At 69.7% G+C, this 16376-nt stretch carries 14 protein-coding genes and 1 pseudogene; 5 read left to right on the top strand and 10 right to left on the bottom strand.

From position 1 onward, the window contains the following. On the bottom strand, positions 1–739 hold a 739-nt coding region (locus PHC73_RS03410), incomplete at its 3' end, for a ZIP family metal transporter (protein WP_300124477.1). Between the two features lie 162 nt (positions 740–901). On the opposite strand from PHC73_RS03410, the gene PHC73_RS03405 reads away from it, so the two are divergent. The 3 genes from PHC73_RS03405 to PHC73_RS03395 are packed head-to-tail and all read left to right on the top strand — an operon-like array spanning position 902 to position 3138. Continuing rightward, on the top strand, positions 902–2275 hold the full coding sequence (locus PHC73_RS03405; RefSeq protein WP_300124474.1) for an SRPBCC family protein: 1374 nt from the start codon (positions 902–904) through the stop codon (positions 2273–2275). Between the two features lie 21 nt (positions 2276–2296). Next, positions 2297–2641 (top strand): histidine triad nucleotide-binding protein, encoded by a 345-nt coding sequence (locus PHC73_RS03400; RefSeq protein WP_300124471.1) that lies wholly within the window; start codon positions 2297–2299, stop codon positions 2639–2641. 17 nt (positions 2642–2658) lie between these two features. After that, entirely contained in the window at positions 2659–3138 is a 480-nt protein-coding gene (locus PHC73_RS03395; RefSeq protein ID WP_300124469.1) for a GNAT family N-acetyltransferase, read from the top strand. A 6-nt stretch (positions 3139–3144) separates the two neighbouring features. Here PHC73_RS03395 and PHC73_RS03390 read toward each other — a convergent pair whose 3' ends face one another. Beyond that, positions 3145–4371 (bottom strand): YihY family inner membrane protein, encoded by a 1227-nt coding sequence (locus PHC73_RS03390; protein WP_300124467.1) that lies wholly within the window; start codon positions 4369–4371, stop codon positions 3145–3147. A 289-nt stretch (positions 4372–4660) separates the two neighbouring features. Here PHC73_RS03390 and PHC73_RS03385 point away from each other — a divergent pair, with 289 nt between their 5' ends. After that, positions 4661–5038, top strand: a complete 378-nt coding sequence (locus PHC73_RS03385) for a group II truncated hemoglobin (protein WP_300124465.1) — start codon at positions 4661–4663, stop codon at positions 5036–5038. 128 nt (positions 5039–5166) lie between these two features. On the opposite strand, the gene mdoH is transcribed toward PHC73_RS03385, so the two are convergent. The 5 genes from mdoH to PHC73_RS03360 are packed head-to-tail and all read right to left on the bottom strand — an operon-like array spanning position 5167 to position 12183. Next, positions 5167–7245 carry a glucans biosynthesis glucosyltransferase MdoH gene (mdoH, locus tag PHC73_RS03380; RefSeq protein ID WP_300124462.1) on the bottom strand — a complete coding sequence of 693 codons (2079 nt, stop codon included), beginning with the start codon at positions 7243–7245 and terminating at the stop codon, positions 5167–5169. Then, complete coding sequence (locus PHC73_RS03375; RefSeq protein ID WP_300124459.1) at positions 7242–7625, bottom strand: hypothetical protein; 384 nt, start codon at positions 7623–7625, stop codon at positions 7242–7244. Before PHC73_RS03375 ends, mdoH begins: the two co-directional genes overlap by 4 nt. Before the next feature lie 4 nt (positions 7626–7629). Continuing rightward, positions 7630–9147 (bottom strand): glucan biosynthesis protein, encoded by a 1518-nt coding sequence (locus PHC73_RS03370; RefSeq protein WP_300124456.1) that lies wholly within the window; start codon positions 9145–9147, stop codon positions 7630–7632. Next, complete coding sequence (locus PHC73_RS03365) at positions 9128–10603, bottom strand: glucan biosynthesis protein (RefSeq protein WP_300124454.1); 1476 nt, start codon at positions 10601–10603, stop codon at positions 9128–9130. Before PHC73_RS03365 ends, PHC73_RS03370 begins: the two co-directional genes overlap by 20 nt. Next, on the bottom strand, positions 10597–12183 hold the full coding sequence (locus PHC73_RS03360; RefSeq protein ID WP_300124452.1) for a glucan biosynthesis protein: 1587 nt from the start codon (positions 12181–12183) through the stop codon (positions 10597–10599). Before PHC73_RS03360 ends, PHC73_RS03365 begins: the two co-directional genes overlap by 7 nt. A 199-nt stretch (positions 12184–12382) precedes the next feature. Between PHC73_RS03360 and PHC73_RS03355 the strand changes: the two genes are divergently transcribed. Next, positions 12383–13555 (top strand): PLP-dependent aspartate aminotransferase family protein, encoded by a 1173-nt coding sequence (locus PHC73_RS03355; RefSeq protein WP_300124450.1) that lies wholly within the window; start codon positions 12383–12385, stop codon positions 13553–13555. Between the two features lie 94 nt (positions 13556–13649). Here the strand turns inward: PHC73_RS03355 and PHC73_RS03350 are convergent, their stop codons facing one another. The 3 genes and pseudogenes from PHC73_RS03350 to PHC73_RS03340 form a co-directional block, all read right to left on the bottom strand. Further along, positions 13650–15359 (bottom strand): thiamine pyrophosphate-requiring protein, encoded by a 1710-nt coding sequence (locus PHC73_RS03350; protein ID WP_300124447.1) that lies wholly within the window; start codon positions 15357–15359, stop codon positions 13650–13652. A gap of 84 nt (positions 15360–15443) precedes the next feature. Next, positions 15444–15947, bottom strand: coding sequence for an aromatic-ring-hydroxylating dioxygenase subunit beta (locus PHC73_RS03345; RefSeq protein ID WP_300124444.1), 504 nt, complete (start codon positions 15945–15947; stop codon positions 15444–15446). A gap of 39 nt (positions 15948–15986) precedes the next feature. After that, positions 15987–16376 (bottom strand): annotated as a pseudogene (locus PHC73_RS03340) (ribosomal subunit interface protein); the annotation flags it as partial.

Below are 16376 nucleotides of genomic sequence, written 5' to 3'. Positions count from 1 at the left end.
CGATCAGCAGCACCTGCCAGGCGGTGGCCGCCGGCTCCGGGCGCCGGTGCAGGTCTGGAATCAGGTCGGCGACGGCGATGTAGACGAAACTGGCCGCCGCCAGTGTCAGCACGTACGGCAGCGTGCCTTGGGCGGATTCGAGGGCGAAATAGGCCACCACGCCGCCCAGCAGCGTCGGCACGTTGGTCAGCAGGTTGTAGACCATCGCCCGCCCGGGCGAGTAGCCGCTGTGCACCAGCACCGCCACGTCGCCGATTTCCTGCGGAATTTCGTGCGCCACGATGGCCAGCGCGGTGAGCACGCCAAGATGCGGGTCGGTCAGGAAGGCGGCGGCGATCAGCACGCCGTCGATCAGGTTGTGCACGCTGTCGCCGATCAACACCAGCGTGCCGGCCGCCCGCCACGGCCGCGCCGTGCTGAGTGGCGCGTGACTGCCGTGCGCCGCGCACGTATCGGTGTGACAGTGCCGCCACAGCACGAATTTTTCCAGCACGAAAAACAGCAGGATGCCGCCCAGCAGTACGGCCGTAATCCGCCCCGGCGCCGCACCGGGGTACTCGAACGCCTCCGGCAGCAGCCCCAGGAACGCCGCCGCCAGCATGGCGCCGACCGCATAACCGACCAGCGACGGCATCAGCCGCTCGCGCAGCCGGTCCGGCACCAGCAGCAGCGCGCCGGCGGCGCCGGCACTGGCGACACCGCCCAGCAGCGTGAAAAGGACGATCCACAGCAGCGTCATCGGGCAGGTCCCGCGTAAAAGGTCGGCGATTCTAGCGCGCAACCCGCCCGGCGCCGGGCGCGGTGAACGACCGCTCAACCGGCGCAGGCGGCCATGGCACAATCACGCCCACAGCGCGCGCTGCGTCCGGCAGCCCGCTCCCCACGCCGCAGGAGACAGCCGATGACCCCGAACGACCTGAGCCAGTTGCTGATCGACCGCCCGCAGGACGGCCTGTTCGAGGTCAGTCGCCGGCTGTTCACGGACCAGGAGCTGTTCGATCTCGAGATGAAGCACATCTTCGAGGGCACCTGGATCTACCTGTGCCACGAAAGCCAGGTCGCCAAGCCGTACGACCATTTCGCCACCCACATCGGCCGCCAGCCGGTGATCGTCAGCCGCGACGGTGACGGCAAGCTGCACTGCTTCGTGAACGCCTGCGCCCACCGCGGCGCCACGCTGTGCCGCACCGCGAGGAGCAACAGCAAGTTCCTGACCTGCCCCTACCACGGCTGGGTGTTCGACTCGGCCGGGCGCAACGTCGAAATCAAGGACCGCGCCACCGGCGCCTACCCGCCGGCCTTCGAGCAGCAAAGCCACGACCTCAAGCACATCCCGCGCCTGGCCAGCTACAAGGGCTTCGTGTTCGGCAGCCTGAACCCGGACGTGCCGTCGCTGGAAGACCACCTGGCCGACGCCAAACCATTCATCGACATGATCGACGCCATGTCGGCGCAGGGCGCGGAAGTCCTCAAGGGCTGGTCCACCTACCAGTACCGCGGCAACTGGAAGATGCAGGCCGAAAACGGCATCGACGGCTACCACTTCACCACCATCCACGCCAACTACGTCGGCGTGATCGCGCGGCGCATGAAGGCGTCCGCCGCCGGCAAGGACGACAAGGTCAAGGTGGCCTACGACGAGTCCATGATGAAGGGCTTCAAGAGTGGCTGCTACGACCTGCAGCGCGGCCACGCGCTGATCTGGATCGACTTCCCCATGCCGCAAAACCGCCCGCTATGGCAGCAGAAGGAAGAGGTGGAAAAGCGCGTCGGCGGCGCCATGGCCGAGTGGATGCTGAGGCGCCAGCGCAACCTGCTGATCTACCCCAACGTGCAGCTCATGGAGCAGGCGTCGTCGCAAATTCGCGTGTTCCGGCCGATCTCGCCGGAGCTCACCGAAGTCAAGATCTACTGCATCGCCGCCAAGGGGGAATCGGCCGAGATGCGCGAGCGGCGCATTCGCCAGTACGAGGATTTCTTCAACGCCACCGGCATGGCCACCCCGGACGATCTGGCCATCTTCGAAGCCTGCCAGGAGGGCTACAAAGCTCGCATCGTCGAGTGGCAGCAGGGCTACGACCGCGGCCTCGAGCACATCATCCGCGGACCTGATCAGTACGCCAAGGAGCTGGGCATCCAGCCGAGCAGCAGCGGCCCGGACGCCACCGACGAGACGCTGTACCACGGCCAGTACCGCGAGTGGCTGCGCCTGCTGCGCGAGGGCCTGCTGCGCGAGCAGGGTGGCGAGCCGCTGCGCCGCACGGCCAGCGCCTGACAGCTGCCGGCAAGCCGCACCATGAGCGACTGCCTGTTCTGCAAGATGGTGGCCGGCGACATCCAGCCGGACATCCTGTACAGCGATGAGCACGTGCTGGCCATCCGCGACATCAACCCGCAGGCGCCCTTCCATGCCCTGGTGATCCCGCGCGAGCACATCGCCACCCTGAACGACCTCGGCCCACAGCACGCCGACACGATCGGGCGCATGGTCCTGGCTGCCCGGCAGCTGGCGCAGGCGCACGGTTTCGCCGCCGACGGCTACCGCACCGTGATCAACTGCAACCGTCTGGCCGGCCAGACGGTGTACCACCTGCACCTGCACGTGCTGGCCGGACGCGCCATGCACTGGCCGCCCGGCTGAAGCGGGCCGGCGACCCCATGCCCGGAACCGACCTGCGCCTGCTGCCGGCGCGCGCCGTCCATGCCCAGGCGGTGGCCCGGCTGGTGCGCCTGGCCATGCCGGAACATCAACACGCGCGTTGGGACGCCGCGCGCATCGCCCGCCGCATCCGCAGCCCCAACTGCGCGCTGGTGCTGGCGGCGGCTGGCCGCTACCTGGCCGGCGCCGCGGTGCTCGACCTGCTGAGCGAACAGGCGCAGATCGCCCTGCTGGCGGTGCATCCCCAGTACCGGCGCCTAGGCATCGGCAGCGCGCTGCTGGGCTGGATGGAAGCCACCGCCAGCACGGCCGGTTTGTTCACCCTGCAACTGAAGCTCGAGGCCAGCAACGGCGCCGGGCGGGCGTTCTGCTTCGCCCATCACTTCCACGAGCGCGGTCGCCTGCCGGCCTTCTACGCCGACGGCACCGCCGCCGTGCGCCTGGTGCGTGACCTGCGCGTGAACTCCGAGCCGGCCTGAGCGCGATCAGTCGTCCGCCGGCGCCCTGTCGCCGGCGGCATCCAGCAGCGGCTGCTCGAGGCTCTGCCGGCGAAACAACCAGTCGGGGTCGAGGCCGGCGCGCGCACAGGCCGCGCGGTCCAGCAGCAGGGCATCGATCAGCGGCGCCAGCGTCGCCGCCTGCGGGTCGATCAACAAAACCCAGCGCGGCGGCCGGCGCGGTCCGCCGCCGTCGACCTGCCCCACCCAGCCCAGCGCCTGCAACGTTCGCACTACCTGCTCCAGGCGCTGCGGGTCGACGGCCAAATCGCGCGCCAACGCCGCCAGGTCGAGCCCGCACGGCGGCTGGCGACCAGCCGCCAAGCGCCGCACCACCTGCCAGGCCAGCAGAAAATCGCCCCCCACCGGCGCCGCCGGCGCCAACACGCCGGCACGCAGCGCCGGCAGCCAGGCCGCCACGATGGCGCCACCGAGCACCACCAGCCAGCTCCAGTAAATCCAGATCAGCGCCAGTGGCACGGAGGCGAAGGTACCGTACACCGCGGCGTAGGTGGGTAGGCGGCCGATGTACCAGGCAAACAGCCGGCTGGCGAGGTTGAAGGCGAGTGCCGCCAGCAACCCACCGGCCAGCGCGTCGCGCCACAGCACGCGCGTGTTGGGCACCACCCGGTACACCAGCGCCAGCAGCACGCCCATGATCAGCCATGACAGCAGCGTGCCGGCCAGCGCCGCGCCGCCGGGCAGCGCATGCAGCCAGCCGGACGACAGCGCCGCCGCCAGCGACACCTGGCCGAGCGCGAAAGCGACCAGCACCGGACCGGCCGTGACCCAGGCCCAGAACAGCAGTACCCGCTGCGCCAGCGGTCGCGGGCGCGGCGTGCGCCAGATGCGGTTCAGCGCCTGATCCACGGTCAGCAGCAGCATGGTGGCGGTCACCAGCAGGCCGATCACGCCGGCAGCGCCCAGACCGGCGGCTTTCTGTGCGAACTCGTTCAGGTAGCCGAACACCGCGGCCGCAATGTTGGGCGGCAGCAGCATCTGCGCCGCCCACTGCTGCAGGCGCTCGCGCAGCTGATCGAAGGCCGGAAACGCCGTAAACAGCGCCAGCATCACCGCCAACAGCGGCACCAGCGAGATGACCGTGGTGAAGGTGAGGCTGGCGGCGGTCTGGGTGATACGCTCCTGCGCGAGGCGCCTACCGATGAAGCGCAGCGCCGCCAGCGACGCCTGTATCCTCGATGGGCGGCTGCTCATGGCCTCGATGTTCCCCACTGTGATTACGGCCGGTCGCTGTTCGACCACTCAGGGTTTGTGAGGAAATGCGCGTCCTGCGCATTTCTTGCGTCGCCCGTCCGGTACACGCCCGGACGGGCTTCCGCGAATCAAGCCCTCAAGGGCTCGCTTCGCGTCCGGCCATCCCTGGCCGGCCTGAGCGCTTGAAACATTCACAAGCTCTCACCGTTGACGCCGGTCAACCCGCGCCGGGCCGGGCACGGCATAGTGTCGCGCCGACTTTCCCCCACAGACGCGAGAGGTTTCAAGCGTGAGCGACACGATGTACGACTGGATCGGCGGCGAGGCCACGGTCCGCAGGCTGGTCGACCGTTTCTACGAGCTGATGGACACCGACCCCGAAGTCGCCACCATCCGCGCCATGCACAAGGACGACCTGGGACCAGTGCGCCAGAGCCTGTTCGAGTACCTGTCCGGCTGGCTGGGCGGGCCGCCGCTGTTCATCCAAAAGCGCGGCAGCCCGTGCATCGCCAAGGCGCACAAGCCGTTCAAGATCGACGCGGCGGCGTCCGAGCAGTGGATGAAGTGCATGCGCCAGGCCATGATCGATGTCGGCATCGACGAAAAATACCGCCAGATGCTCGAACCGGCCTTCGAGCGCGTCGCCCTGGCCCTGCGTAACGATTGAGATGATGCGGGGAAATTTTCCCCGCGAATTCTCCCGCTCGCGCCGCGCGGATGTTCACCGCGCGGCGCCCGCACGATCAATGGCTTACGCCCCTTGATTGTGGCTTGAGCATCCTCCGCCACGGTGCATCATCCGTGGCGCCGCTCGGCCGGGCGCGCACCTTGCGCCCACCATTGCCGGTGCAACTCCAGCAGCAGCCGCGGCTGCCGCAGCAACAGTTTCTGCTCGCGCCCACCGAGCGCAGCCGGGCCGTTTTGTAGCACCTTGTCCGCCAGCGCCTGCCGATGGGCGCGAATCGCCTGCGACACCCGCACGCCCCGCGCCAGTCCCTGCATGGCCACGTGCAGGGCATTCACCACCGGCTCCTCGAGCGCCGCCGCAAAGCCGCGCAGCCGTGGCGGCGGTGCCTGCTCGGCCGCCGCCAGATGTCGCTCGAAGGCCTGCAGCACCGGCTCGGGTGCCGTCTCCGGCGGGGTCAGGAACAGCCCGGCGGCGCGCGCCCGGCGCCCGACGCTGCTGCGCGAGCTCCAGACCGACAGCGGGATCGCCAGCAGCAGCGCGACGATCACCGGCAGCAGCCACCAGAAAAAGCCCGGATTCAACCAGAACACCGTCAGGCCCCAGACAGCCGCGAACAGCGTGGCGGTGCCGTGGTAACGCAGCGCCTCACCCCAGCCGGTGCTGGCATCGCCACGCGACTGCGCGCCCCAGCCGACCTGCTGGCCGAGCAGCGTGAACAGCACGAACTTGGCATGGAACACCGCCTGCACCGGCGCCAGCAGCGCCGACATGAGGGTTTCCGCGACCGCGCTGGCCAGCAGCCGCAGCACCCCGCCGAACAGGCGCGCCCGCCGCTGCACGACGATCAGCAGCACGGCCAGCAGCTTGGGCGCGAACAGGATCACCGCGGTGGCGACGATCAGCAACAGCGCCCAGCGCGGCTGCCACACCGGCCACTGCGGGAACAGCGCCGGACCGGTCGGGAAGTAATCCGGCGGCTGCAGCGCCTGCCACACCGCATGCCCGCTCGACAGCAGCAGGAACACCAGCCACAGCAACGCCGACACGTAGGACATGATGCCGTTGATGAACAGCGCCCGGTGCGCCGGGAACAGGCCCTCGGCGAACAGCAGCCGCAGGTGCTGCAGGTTGCCCTGACACCAGCGGCGGTCGCGCTTCATGGCGTCGAGCAGCGTCGGCGGCAGTTCCTCGTAGCTACCCGGCAGGTCGTGCGCCAGCCAGATGGTCCAGCCGCCGCCGCGCAGCAGCGCCGATTCGACGAAATCGTGGCTCAGGATGTCGCCGCCCAGCGGCGGGCGACCCGGCAGGCGCGGCAGGCCACAGTTCTGGCGAAACGCCTCGACGCGGATGATGGCGTTGTGGCCCCAGAACGGACCGTCGCCGAGCTGCAGGAAGTGCAGGCCGGCGGCGAAGATCGGCCCGTAGGCATGGCCGGTGAACTGCAGCATGCGCGCGAACAGCGTGTGCTGGCCCATCGGCTGCGGCACGGTCTGGATCAGCCCCACGCGCGGGCTGCCCTCCATCATGTTGACCAGCTTCACCAGCGCCTCGCCGCTCATCACGCTGTCGGCGTCGAACACCACCATGTAGCGGTAATGCGCGCCCCAGCGGCGCACGAAGTCGGCCACGTTGCCGCTCTTGCGCTTGAGGTTGACGTGCCGGCGCCGGTAGAACAGCCGGCCTTGGGCGCCCATGTCGCGGCACAGCGTGGCCCAGGCGACTTCCTCGTCCACCCAGCGGCCGGGGTCCTGGGTGTCGCTGAGCAGGAAGAAATCGAACCGATCGAGCTGCCCGGTGGCGGCCAGCGACTCGAAGGTGGCGCGCAGCCCGGCGCCGACCCGGCCCATGTCCTCGGCGAACACCGGCAGCAGGATGGCGGTGCGGGCGGTGGGGTCGATCGGCTGCATGTCGCCCGTGGCGCGCACCAGGTTGTAGCGGTCGCGCCCGATCAACAGCACCAGAAAACCGATGGCCGAGGTCCACAGGCCGATCGAAATCCAGCCGAACAGCACCCCGAACACGATGATGATGGCCAGTTCCAGCCCGGTGCGCCCGCCGTAGGGCAGCACCTCGCGCATGAACTGACTGGCGATGGTGGCCGGGATCAGCACCAGCGCCAGCAGCAGCAGCCGCCGCCAGGTGGCGGCCAGCGCGTGCGGCTGGTCGAAATCGGCCATGCGCGTCATGTCCGCTCCACCCGGCCGGTCAACACCTGGAACACCCGCAGCAGGCGCGCCGCCGGGCGATACACGAACATCGCCAGCAACTGGCGGAAAAAGCCGCGGTGCAGGGGCCGCGCCGTCATGTGCTGGCGGCGCAGCGGCAGCAGCGTCGGCATCAGCGCCCGCTGCGGCGCCGCCACCGGCAGGCCGTAGGCGCGCTGCACGAGCTCGCGCACCCAGGCCGCGTCGGCGTCGGCAGGCTGATCGCCGCCCGACCATCCGGCGACCAGGTGCGCCTGCAGCGCAGCGATGTCTGGCGCGCCGGCCGCGTCCGGCGGCGCCGGCACGCCCGCGCCGGCCAGGCGCTCGAGGTAATCGCGGACGGTCGCGGCTCGCTCGGTCACCGGCTCACTCCAGCTCACCGAGGTGATAGAACCAGGTTTCGCTGGCCACGCCACCGTCCACGCGCAAGCCGGCGCGGATGCTCAGCGGCCCGCCCTCGGGGTGCTTGACCGGCAACGTCAGCCGCCAGCCCTCACCCAGCGCCTGCACCTGCGGCTCGCCGGCCTCGCCGCCCTGGATGGCCACCACGGCCCGCGGCGGTGCCTTTGCCGCCTCCAGCGCCGAAAAATCGACCTGGTAGGTGGTCACCTCACCCTCGCGCAGGCTGCGCGTGGCGAGCACCCGCCCGGCCAGGCCGGCCGGCTCGCCATCCCCCCAGCGCAACCGATAGTGCAGCGACAGGCGATCGCCGCCCTGCAGTTCGCGATTCGGCACGAAATAAGCCAGCACGTTCTGGTTCCTACCATCGCGCACCGGCAATTCCAGCAACGCCAGGCGACCGTCACCGAAGCCGCGCAGCGGCTCCAGCCATACGCTGGGCTGCGCCTGGTAGGCCGCGTCGAGGTCCTGGTAATGGTCGAAATCCCGGTCGCGCTGCAACAGCCCATAGGCGGTGCCGGCGGGCGCGGCCAGGAATTGATGCGCCAGGCGCGGCCCGTTGACCAGCGGCCGCCACAGGCGCTCGGCGCCGGCCAGCATCAACAGGCCATCGGAGCTGTGTACCTCGGGCCGGTAGTCGTCCACCGGCGGGCCGTTTTCGCCATACCAGAACATGGTCGACAACGGTCCCAGACCCAGGCGCCCCACCGCGGCGCGGAAAAACAGCCTGGCCTCGACATCGGTAACCACCTCGCTGCCGGCGCGCAGCGTGATGCGGTAGGCGCCGCTCACGCGCGGCGAGTCGAGCAGCGCATAGATCACCAGCTGCTTGGCGTCGGCCCGCGGGCGTGCCAACCAGAAGTCGGTGAACAGCGGAAACTCCTCGCCACTGGGCAGGCCGGTGTCGATGGCCAGCGCCCGCGCCCGCGCGCCGGCCGGCAACAGCGGCGCGCCGCCCCGCATGAAGCTGCCGCCCAGAAACTCCAGTACCGGCCGCCAGGACTCGCCGGCACGCGCATACACCGTGAAGCCGGCATAGCCCAGGTCGCCCGGCACGCGCTGACGGTCCACGCCGGGGCCGTAAAAGAACTGCCCCGGCGCGAACGCCAGCGGGCGCGCCTGGCCGGCGTCGATCTCGCTGATGGCCACCGGCTGGCGGTAAATGCTCCCCGGGTGATGGAAGCGCACCGAAAACGGCAGCCCCTGCCCCGCCCACAGCGCGACGTTCGGATCGAAACGAATGTCCTGCCAGGCGCGGTAGTCGAGCTGCATCAGCCAGTCCGGCAACGCCGCCGGCGCCGGCTGGTAGGCCGCCGCAGCGCGCTCGCGCGCCAGGTGCACCACGCGCGCCCAGTCGTCGGACACGGCGGCGCCCGGCGCGCCGGCCAGCCACAACCCACACACCAGCCCCACCAGCCAGCGCAGGCCGCCGGAAAAAGGCCGCCGCGGCCGCGCCGCTGGCCACTCAACGAGACGGATCGACATAGTCCCAGGTTTCGGTCAGAGGCTGGTCGGCGTGCTGCAGGTAGGCTCGCAGCTGCAGCGGGGCGTCGGTTTCGCGGCCGAAGTCGAACAGCAGACGCCAGCCGCCGGCGTACGGGTTGGCCTGCACCTGCTGGCGGCGCAGCTTGCCGCCGCGTGCCACGTCGATGACGGCGGTCGGCGCCACGCCCGGCGGCAGCCCCTGCAGGGCGGAGCCGGCAAAATCCACCACATACCGACGCCCGCCGTCGTCGGCGGCACCGCTGCGCGTGGCCACCACGTAGCCGCCCGGACGCGGCAGCGAGGCATCGCTCGACCACTCCAGCGTGTAGGCCAGGCTGATCTCGGCGCCGGCGGCCGGCCGCTGGCGTGGCACGAAGCCGACCACCACGTTGGGCGGCTCGTCGGTTTTGGCGGGGCTTTCGATCAGGCGCAGCTGCCCGGCGCCCCAGTCACCCGCCGGCGTCAACCACAGGTCGGGCTGCTGGGCGTGCGCCGTGCCCGGCTCGTAATGGCCGGGCTCCCGGTCGCGCTGCAGCAGGCCGAAGCCGCGCGGCGTGTCGACCAGAAAACTGTAAGCCGAGCGCCCGCGCGGGTTGTCGAGCGGCCGCCACACCCAGCCGCCGGCCGTGGTATGGATGGCCAGACCATCGACGCTGTGCCGCTCCGCCTGCAGCGGCGACAGTCGCCGCGGCTGCAGCTCGCCCTGCAGGAAACTGCCGGCGAGCGGCGCCAGCAGCAGCTCGCCGGCCGCCTCGCGCGGATACAGCGCCATCCTGACCTCGGCGCGGTTGACCGGTCCCGGCATCACATCGATCTGCACCGCCGCCGTCAGCGCCGTCGCGTCGGCCAGCGCGTACAGGCGCAGCTGGCGCGCCCCGGCGGCCGGCCGCAGCAACCAGAACTCGCGAAACGGCACCGCCCGCGCCTGCCCGTCGCCGCCGATCTCGCCCGCCACCCACGCCGCCGCGCCAAACGCCTGCCCGGCACCGACCAGCTGCCAAACATCGCCACCGAACCGCGCCAGATCGACCCGTCCGCCGCCGCTGGCGGGCGGATACAACAGCCGAAAGCCACAAAAGCCAGCCGCCGCCGGCGGCGCCGTCACCCCGACCGCCGCCCAGTCGAACAGCTCCGGCCGGTACTCGAACGACGCGATGCCGCTGGCCTGAATGGAATGGAACCGGGTCGGCGCGCAGTCGGCGCGCGGCGCCAACGGCAACGGCACGAAACGCGACTGCATCGACCACGGCGCGCGCGCCGGCTTGACCGCGAGGTCCCGCAGGCGCCCAGGGTCGATTGCCGGCGACGCCGCATCCGGTGCCGGCGGCGCGGCGTAGGCGGCCCGCGCCAGCGCCTGGGCGCGTGCCTTCAGGTGATCGAAATCGACGTCGGCAGCGCCGTGCGCGAGCCCGGCCCAAGCCGCCAACAGCGCAACCAAGGCACGGCGCGTCAACATGTGCGCGCGGCGATGTACTGGTACAGCCAGGTCTCGGTCAGCACTTTCTCGCCCAGACGCACGTAGCAGCGCAGCTCGACCGGGTTGTCGGCGCTGGCGTCGTCGACGTACAGGTCGAACGCGGCCCGCCAGCGATCGGTGCCGACCACCTTGAGCACATGCGAGTTGTCGATGCGCCCGCGCGAGGCGGTCACCACCGCTTCGAGGTCGAAGCGCTGCTCGAGGCCGGCCAGCGGACCGCCGGCAAAGTCGATGACGAATTTGACGCCCGGCGGCAGCGCCGCCACCTGGCTGGCCGCCAGCCCGGCGATGCCGGGCCGGCCCTTCCAGGTGTGGCGCACGCGCGCCACCGGCGGCAGCAACGGCTCGTCGTTGCCCCAGTACAGGCGGTAATCGAAAGTCCAGCTGGCGCCGGCGCGCACCGGCTCCTTGGGCGTCCAGTAGGCGACGAGGTTGTCGTGGATCTCGTCATCGGTGGGGATTTCCACCAGCTGCACGGCGCCCTCGCCCCACTCGCCGAGCGGCTCGACCCACACCGACGGGCGGCGATCGTAAAAGGCACCGTCGTCCTGGTAGTTGTCGAAATCGCGGTCGCGCTGCGACAGCCCGAAGCCGCGCGGGTTGAAATCGACGAACGACGAGGTCTTCACCAGCGCGGGATTCTCGATCACCCGCCACAGCCGCTCGCCGGCGCCGGTCCACAGCGCCAGGCCGTCGGAGTCGTGAATCTCGGGCCGCCAGTCGACGGCACGCTGCCGGTTGTTCTCGCCATACCAGAACATGCTGGTCAGCGGCGCCACCCCAAGGCGGCCGATGTCCTGGCGGATGAACAGCTCGGCATGCACCTCGGTCACCACCGGGTCCGCACGCCGGCACACGAAGCGATACACGCCGCTCAGGCTGGGGCCGTCGAGCAACGCATACAGCGTGATGCTGTCACCGACCGGCTGCTCGAGATAAAACGCAATGAAGTCCGGAAACTCCTCCGGCCGCGGCATGGCGGTGTCGACGGCGATGCCGCGCGCCGACAGCCCATACTGGCCGGAAGGACCGCAGCTGCGGAAATACGACGCGCCCTGGAAAGCCAGCCAGTCGGTCCTGGCCGGCGCCGGGTCCATGACCCGAAAGCCGGCAAAGCCGCCGTGATGCGCCAGCTTCTTGGCCAGCCCCGGCGTGCCGTACTCGAACAGGTCGGTCGAGAACGGCACCTCGCGCGCCTCGCCGGCCTGCACCAGATAAATGCGCACCGGCTTTTGCGCAAACCGGTGCGGGTGGAACAGCTGCACGCCGAATGGTGACGGCGGATCGCTCCACAACGCCTGCTCGGGCCGGAAGCGAATCTTCTGGATGGTGTCGAAGTCGATGCTGTACAGCAGCTCGGCGTCCGAAATGGGCGGCGGCGCGTACGGCCGGGCGGCCAGCGCGCGCGCCTGCTCGCGCAGCATCTCGAGGCTGAACGGGCGACGCGGGCCTAGCTTGGCGCGCGCCAGCACGCCGGTCGGAAACAGCCCGGCCAGCGCCAGCAGGCCGCCCGCACCCATGAACTTCAGCAGGTCGCGACGCGTGCTGCGCAGCGGCATACGGTGATTACTCCTTGGAAATGATCCGGCGATGGCAACCGTTGCAAAAAGCCGCACCGCCGCGCGGGATGAGGCGATCGCGAAGCGCGAATTCTACGTTGGGCGGCGCGCCAGCACACGCGCGTGACCGCCTGCCCGCTTGCCCGCGAGAATGAATTGATAGACTGTCGCGCCCTTTTTCCCCGGCCGCCGAATCCCCGTGAAGCGCGACATCCCACTCGACGACCTGCAGTTCGCCACCCGCTGCGTGCACGCAGGCGTGTACAAAGACCCACTGTACAACTCGGTGGTGACGCCGATCTATCCCTCGTCCACGTTCTATTTCGAGGGCCCCCGGCAGACCAGCGGCTACGACTACACGCGCACCAAAAACCCCACCCGGGACGCGCTCGAGCAAAACCTGGCGAGCCTGGAGGGCGGCGCCGGCGCGACCGCGGTCGCCACCGGCATGGCCGCCATCGCCACCGTGCTGCACCTGCTGCCGGCCGGCGCGCACGTGATCGCCGGCAACGACATCTACGGCGGCACCTACCGCCTGTTCAGCAGCCTCATGCCCGCCCGCGGGCTGCGCTTCTCGCTGGTCGACATGGGCGATCCCGGCGCCGTGGCGGCGGCCTTCGAAAAGGACACGGCGCTGGTGTGGATCGAAACCCCCAGCAACCCGCTGCTGCGCCTGACCGACATCGCCGCCGTGTGTGCGCTGGCACGCGCGCGCGGCGCGCTGAGCTGCGCCGACAACACCTTTCTGAGCCCGTACCTGCAGCGGCCGCTCGCACTCGGCGCGGACCTGGTGGTGCACTCCACCACCAAGTACCTGAACGGCCACAGCGACGTGGTCGGCGGCGCCATCGTGGCCGGCACGCGCGAGCTGGCCGAGCGCGTCGCCGCCACCGCCAACGCGCTCGGCACCACCTGCTCGCCCTACGACGCCTGGCTGGTGCTGCGCGGCATCAAGACACTGCCGCTGCGCATGCAGGCACACCAGAAAAACGCCGCGGCGCTGGCGGCGTTCCTCGCCGGCCACGCGCGCGTCGAGCGTGTGTACTACCCCGGCCTGGCCAGCCACCCGGACCACGACCTGGCGCGGCGCCAGCAGCACGGCTTCGGCGCCATGCTGAGCTTCGACCTCGAGGGCGGCGAGGCGGCCGTGTTCCGCCTGGTCGAGCGCCTGAAGCTGTACGCCTTTGCGGAATCCCTCGGCGGCGTCGAGAGCCTGATCGAGCACCCGGCCAGCATGAGCCACGCCGCCATGACGCCCGCGGCGCTGACCGCCGCCGGCATCGGCCCCGGCCTGGTGCGCGTGTCGGTGGGCGTCGAGGACGAACGCGACCTGATTGCCGACATGGCGCAGGCGCTGGCAGCGCTGGACTAAGCCCTGTGCGGCCGGCAGGCCGCAAACAACGCAAACAAAAAGGCGCCGCCACCCGCGCAGGGTGACGGCGCCGAATCAAGCCGCGGGCGGTCGACTACAGGCGCCGCACGTGCGCCACCAGCAATGCCGAGCGGCCTTCCTCGCGCACCGCCTTGACGCAGCGGGCGATGGCCGCCGGCAGGTCATCCGGGTTGGACACGTCCTCGCCGTGACCGCCCGCCGCCTCGCACACCTTCTGGAACTGGTAGCTCGGATTAAGGCGCGCCTGGAACTCGTCGGTATCACGCGACACGCCGTCCGGGTGGACCTTGATGGTGCACTCCTTCACCGCCGACCAGCCGCCGTTCTCGAACACCACGGTGAAGATCGGCAGCTTGTGCTCGCGCGACACCTCGTAGGTGGAGCTCGGGTTGCCGAAGTAGAAGCTGCCGTCGCCGGACAGGTGCAGCACCATGGCGTCGGGCTTGGCGAGCTTCATGCCGAGCGCCGCGCCCGGGCTGTAACCCAGGCCGCCGCCGCCCAGACCCAGCACGGTACCGGGCCGGGTGCGCATGATCTGCATGCCGACCGAGGGCTCGTTCATCACCGCCTCGCTGACCAGCACGTCGTCCTCGCGCAGCACCTTGTTCAGCTCGGCGCACAGGTAGGCGGGGTTGATCAGGCCGTCGGTGCCCTTGTCCTTGGCAAGGTTCTGGATGTAGGCCACGGCCTCCTGACGCTGCTTGCCGAAGGCTTCGAGCCGCGCCTTGGCGCGCGCACGGTGGGCGTCGGTGAGCTTGCCCTTGACGATTTCGATCAGGCGCGAAAGCGCCTGGTAGCTGTCCGCCTGCACCTTGAGGTGACCGGGGAAACCCCACATCGGGATTTCGCTCTTGATGGGATCGATGTCGATGTGCGCCCAGAAGGTGTCGGGGTTGGGACTCGCGTCCTTGGGCATCCACGGCAGGTCGGTGTCGACCATGAGGCCGAAGTCCACCTTCGGCAGGTGCGGCTCGGACTGGTTGCCCAGGAACACCGGCGAGGCCTTGGAGATGTTCAGCACCTGCGGGTAGGACTCGATCACGCCCATGCCGACCAGCTGCCCGAGCTCGTCGAGCAGCGCCGGGGTGCCGAGGTTGCGCCCGGCGTAACTGGTGATCAGCAGCGGGTAGTCGGCCGCCAGCAGGCGGTCGGCGATCTCGGCGAGCGGCGCGTCGTTCACACCACCCAGACGCAGCGGGCCGTAGGCGTCGACCGGGAAGGAGGCGATCTGCCCCGGCTCCCAGGTCTCGGCCAGGATCTCGCGCGGCAGGGTCATGTACACCGGCCCCGGCGGGTCGCTCTCGGCCATGGTGAAGGCGCGGCGCATCGCCTCCTTGACGATGATGCCGGTCGGCAGCTGGTATTCCCACTTCACGTAATTGCGCACGATCCCCTTCATGTCGTAGGGGTCCTGGATGAAGTGCACGTAGGTGTCGCGCGTGCCGAGCAGCTCGCCGCGGATGGTGACCGGCGCGGTGCCGGCCATCAGCACCAGCGGAATGCGCGAACGGAACGCGTTGTGCAGGCCCATGGCGGCGTTGGCGGTGCCGGCGTCGACGTGCACCAGCACGGCCTGCGCGCGGCCGGTGGCGCGGTAGTAGCCGATCGCCATGTGCACGGCGGTGTTCTCGTGCGGGCACAGGATGACCTTCGGGTATTTGCGGCCTTCCTTGCGCCACTGCGCCATGGCCTCGATGATCGGCGCATGGTCGGTGCCCATGTTGCAGAACAGGTAATCGACGCCGATTTCGTTCATCGCCTCCAGCCAGTAGGAGGCGGTCATGTTGGCGGGCGAGTGTGCGCGCCCAGGCATCACGGATTGGGGATTGGCAGACATTGGCAAGGCTCCGGGGGAGTGAATCGGCGGTCAGATGTTGTAGATGTCGAGCATGGTCGGCACGTAGTCGTTCTTGAGCACCACGTACTTGCGGGCGATTTTCCAGCCGTCGGCGGTGCGGCGCAGCGTGTGCCGGTAGTCGCCGAAGAATACTTCGGTCTTGTTGGTCTTGTGGAAAAAGCAATGCGCGGTCCAAGTGGACAGCGCAGTCATGCTGTCGGCGCCGACGTCCTCGACCAGGATATTGTTGACGGTGTGCGTGGTGCGCGGCACCGGCGTGCTGGCGATGGACTGCCCCGAGCGGATGCGCCAGACGCGGTCCTCCAGGCCGGCGCGGCTGCCGTAGTAGATCAGCGAAATCTCGCGTTTGGGATTTTCGGTCAGTTCGTGCTCGCCTTTCCAGGCCGGCATCCAGAACTCACAGTCGTCGGTGAACTGGGCCAGCCACTCGTCCCAGCGGCGGGCGTCCAGGTAATAGGCTTCGCGGTACAGCAGCTGACTGGCCTCGGCCAGCGCCTTGACGAGATCGGTCACGGAATACTCCCCTTGCGTTGATGGCGGAAAGACGGGCTCTTACAGCAAGCCGTCGGCTTCCAGGCCGTCCTTGATGAGCTGCTTCCAGGCGCGATAGCCGCCGAAATAGACGGTCTCGTCCCACACGCCCATCGGACCCATGGTGCCCGACTCGGGCTCGACACCGATTTCGTGCGACAGGGCGTCGCCGCCTTTGTGATAAAGCGTCATGCCGCGCGCGGTACCCTGCATCCACTCGAGCACGCGCGCCTGATGGCCGACCTGGCAGTCCTCGTAGGCGATGGTGTCGTCCGGCGTCGCCAGGCCCGAGGTGTTGAAGAAATCCTCGTACTGGCGGATGCGGATCTCGCGCGCCGCATCGCTCTCGCCCTTGGCGCCCAGGCAGTAGATGGTCATCTCGGTCTTGTCCACCGCCAGCGGCCGGATCAC

Source organism: Immundisolibacter sp., from assembly GCF_028696615.1.
Taxonomy (GTDB): Bacteria; Pseudomonadota; Gammaproteobacteria; order Immundisolibacterales; family Immundisolibacteraceae; genus Immundisolibacter.
This window is presented reverse-complemented; position numbering and strand designations above follow the sequence as displayed.

Excerpts from the sequence above, each read along its gene's own strand:
- PHC73_RS03405 (WP_300124474.1), top strand. The coding sequence starts at position 902 with ATGACCCCGAACGACCTGAGCCAGTTGCTGATCGACCGCCCGCAGGAC.
- PHC73_RS03400 (WP_300124471.1), top strand. The coding sequence starts at position 2,297 with ATGAGCGACTGCCTGTTCTGCAAGATGGTGGCCGGCGACATCCAGCCG.
- PHC73_RS03395 (WP_300124469.1), top strand. The coding sequence starts at position 2,659 with ATGCCCGGAACCGACCTGCGCCTGCTGCCGGCGCGCGCCGTCCATGCC.
- PHC73_RS03390 (WP_300124467.1), bottom strand. The coding sequence starts at position 4,371 with ATGAGCAGCCGCCCATCGAGGATACAGGCGTCGCTGGCGGCGCTGCGC.
- mdoH (WP_300124462.1), bottom strand. The coding sequence starts at position 7,245 with ATGACGCGCATGGCCGATTTCGACCAGCCGCACGCGCTGGCCGCCACC.
- PHC73_RS03370 (WP_300124456.1), bottom strand. The coding sequence starts at position 9,147 with ATGTCGATCCGTCTCGTTGAGTGGCCAGCGGCGCGGCCGCGGCGGCCT.
- PHC73_RS03365 (WP_300124454.1), bottom strand. The coding sequence starts at position 10,603 with ATGTTGACGCGCCGTGCCTTGGTTGCGCTGTTGGCGGCTTGGGCCGGG.
- PHC73_RS03360 (WP_300124452.1), bottom strand. The coding sequence starts at position 12,183 with ATGCCGCTGCGCAGCACGCGTCGCGACCTGCTGAAGTTCATGGGTGCG.
- PHC73_RS03350 (WP_300124447.1), bottom strand. The coding sequence starts at position 15,359 with ATGACCGCCTCCTACTGGCTGGAGGCGATGAACGAAATCGGCGTCGAT.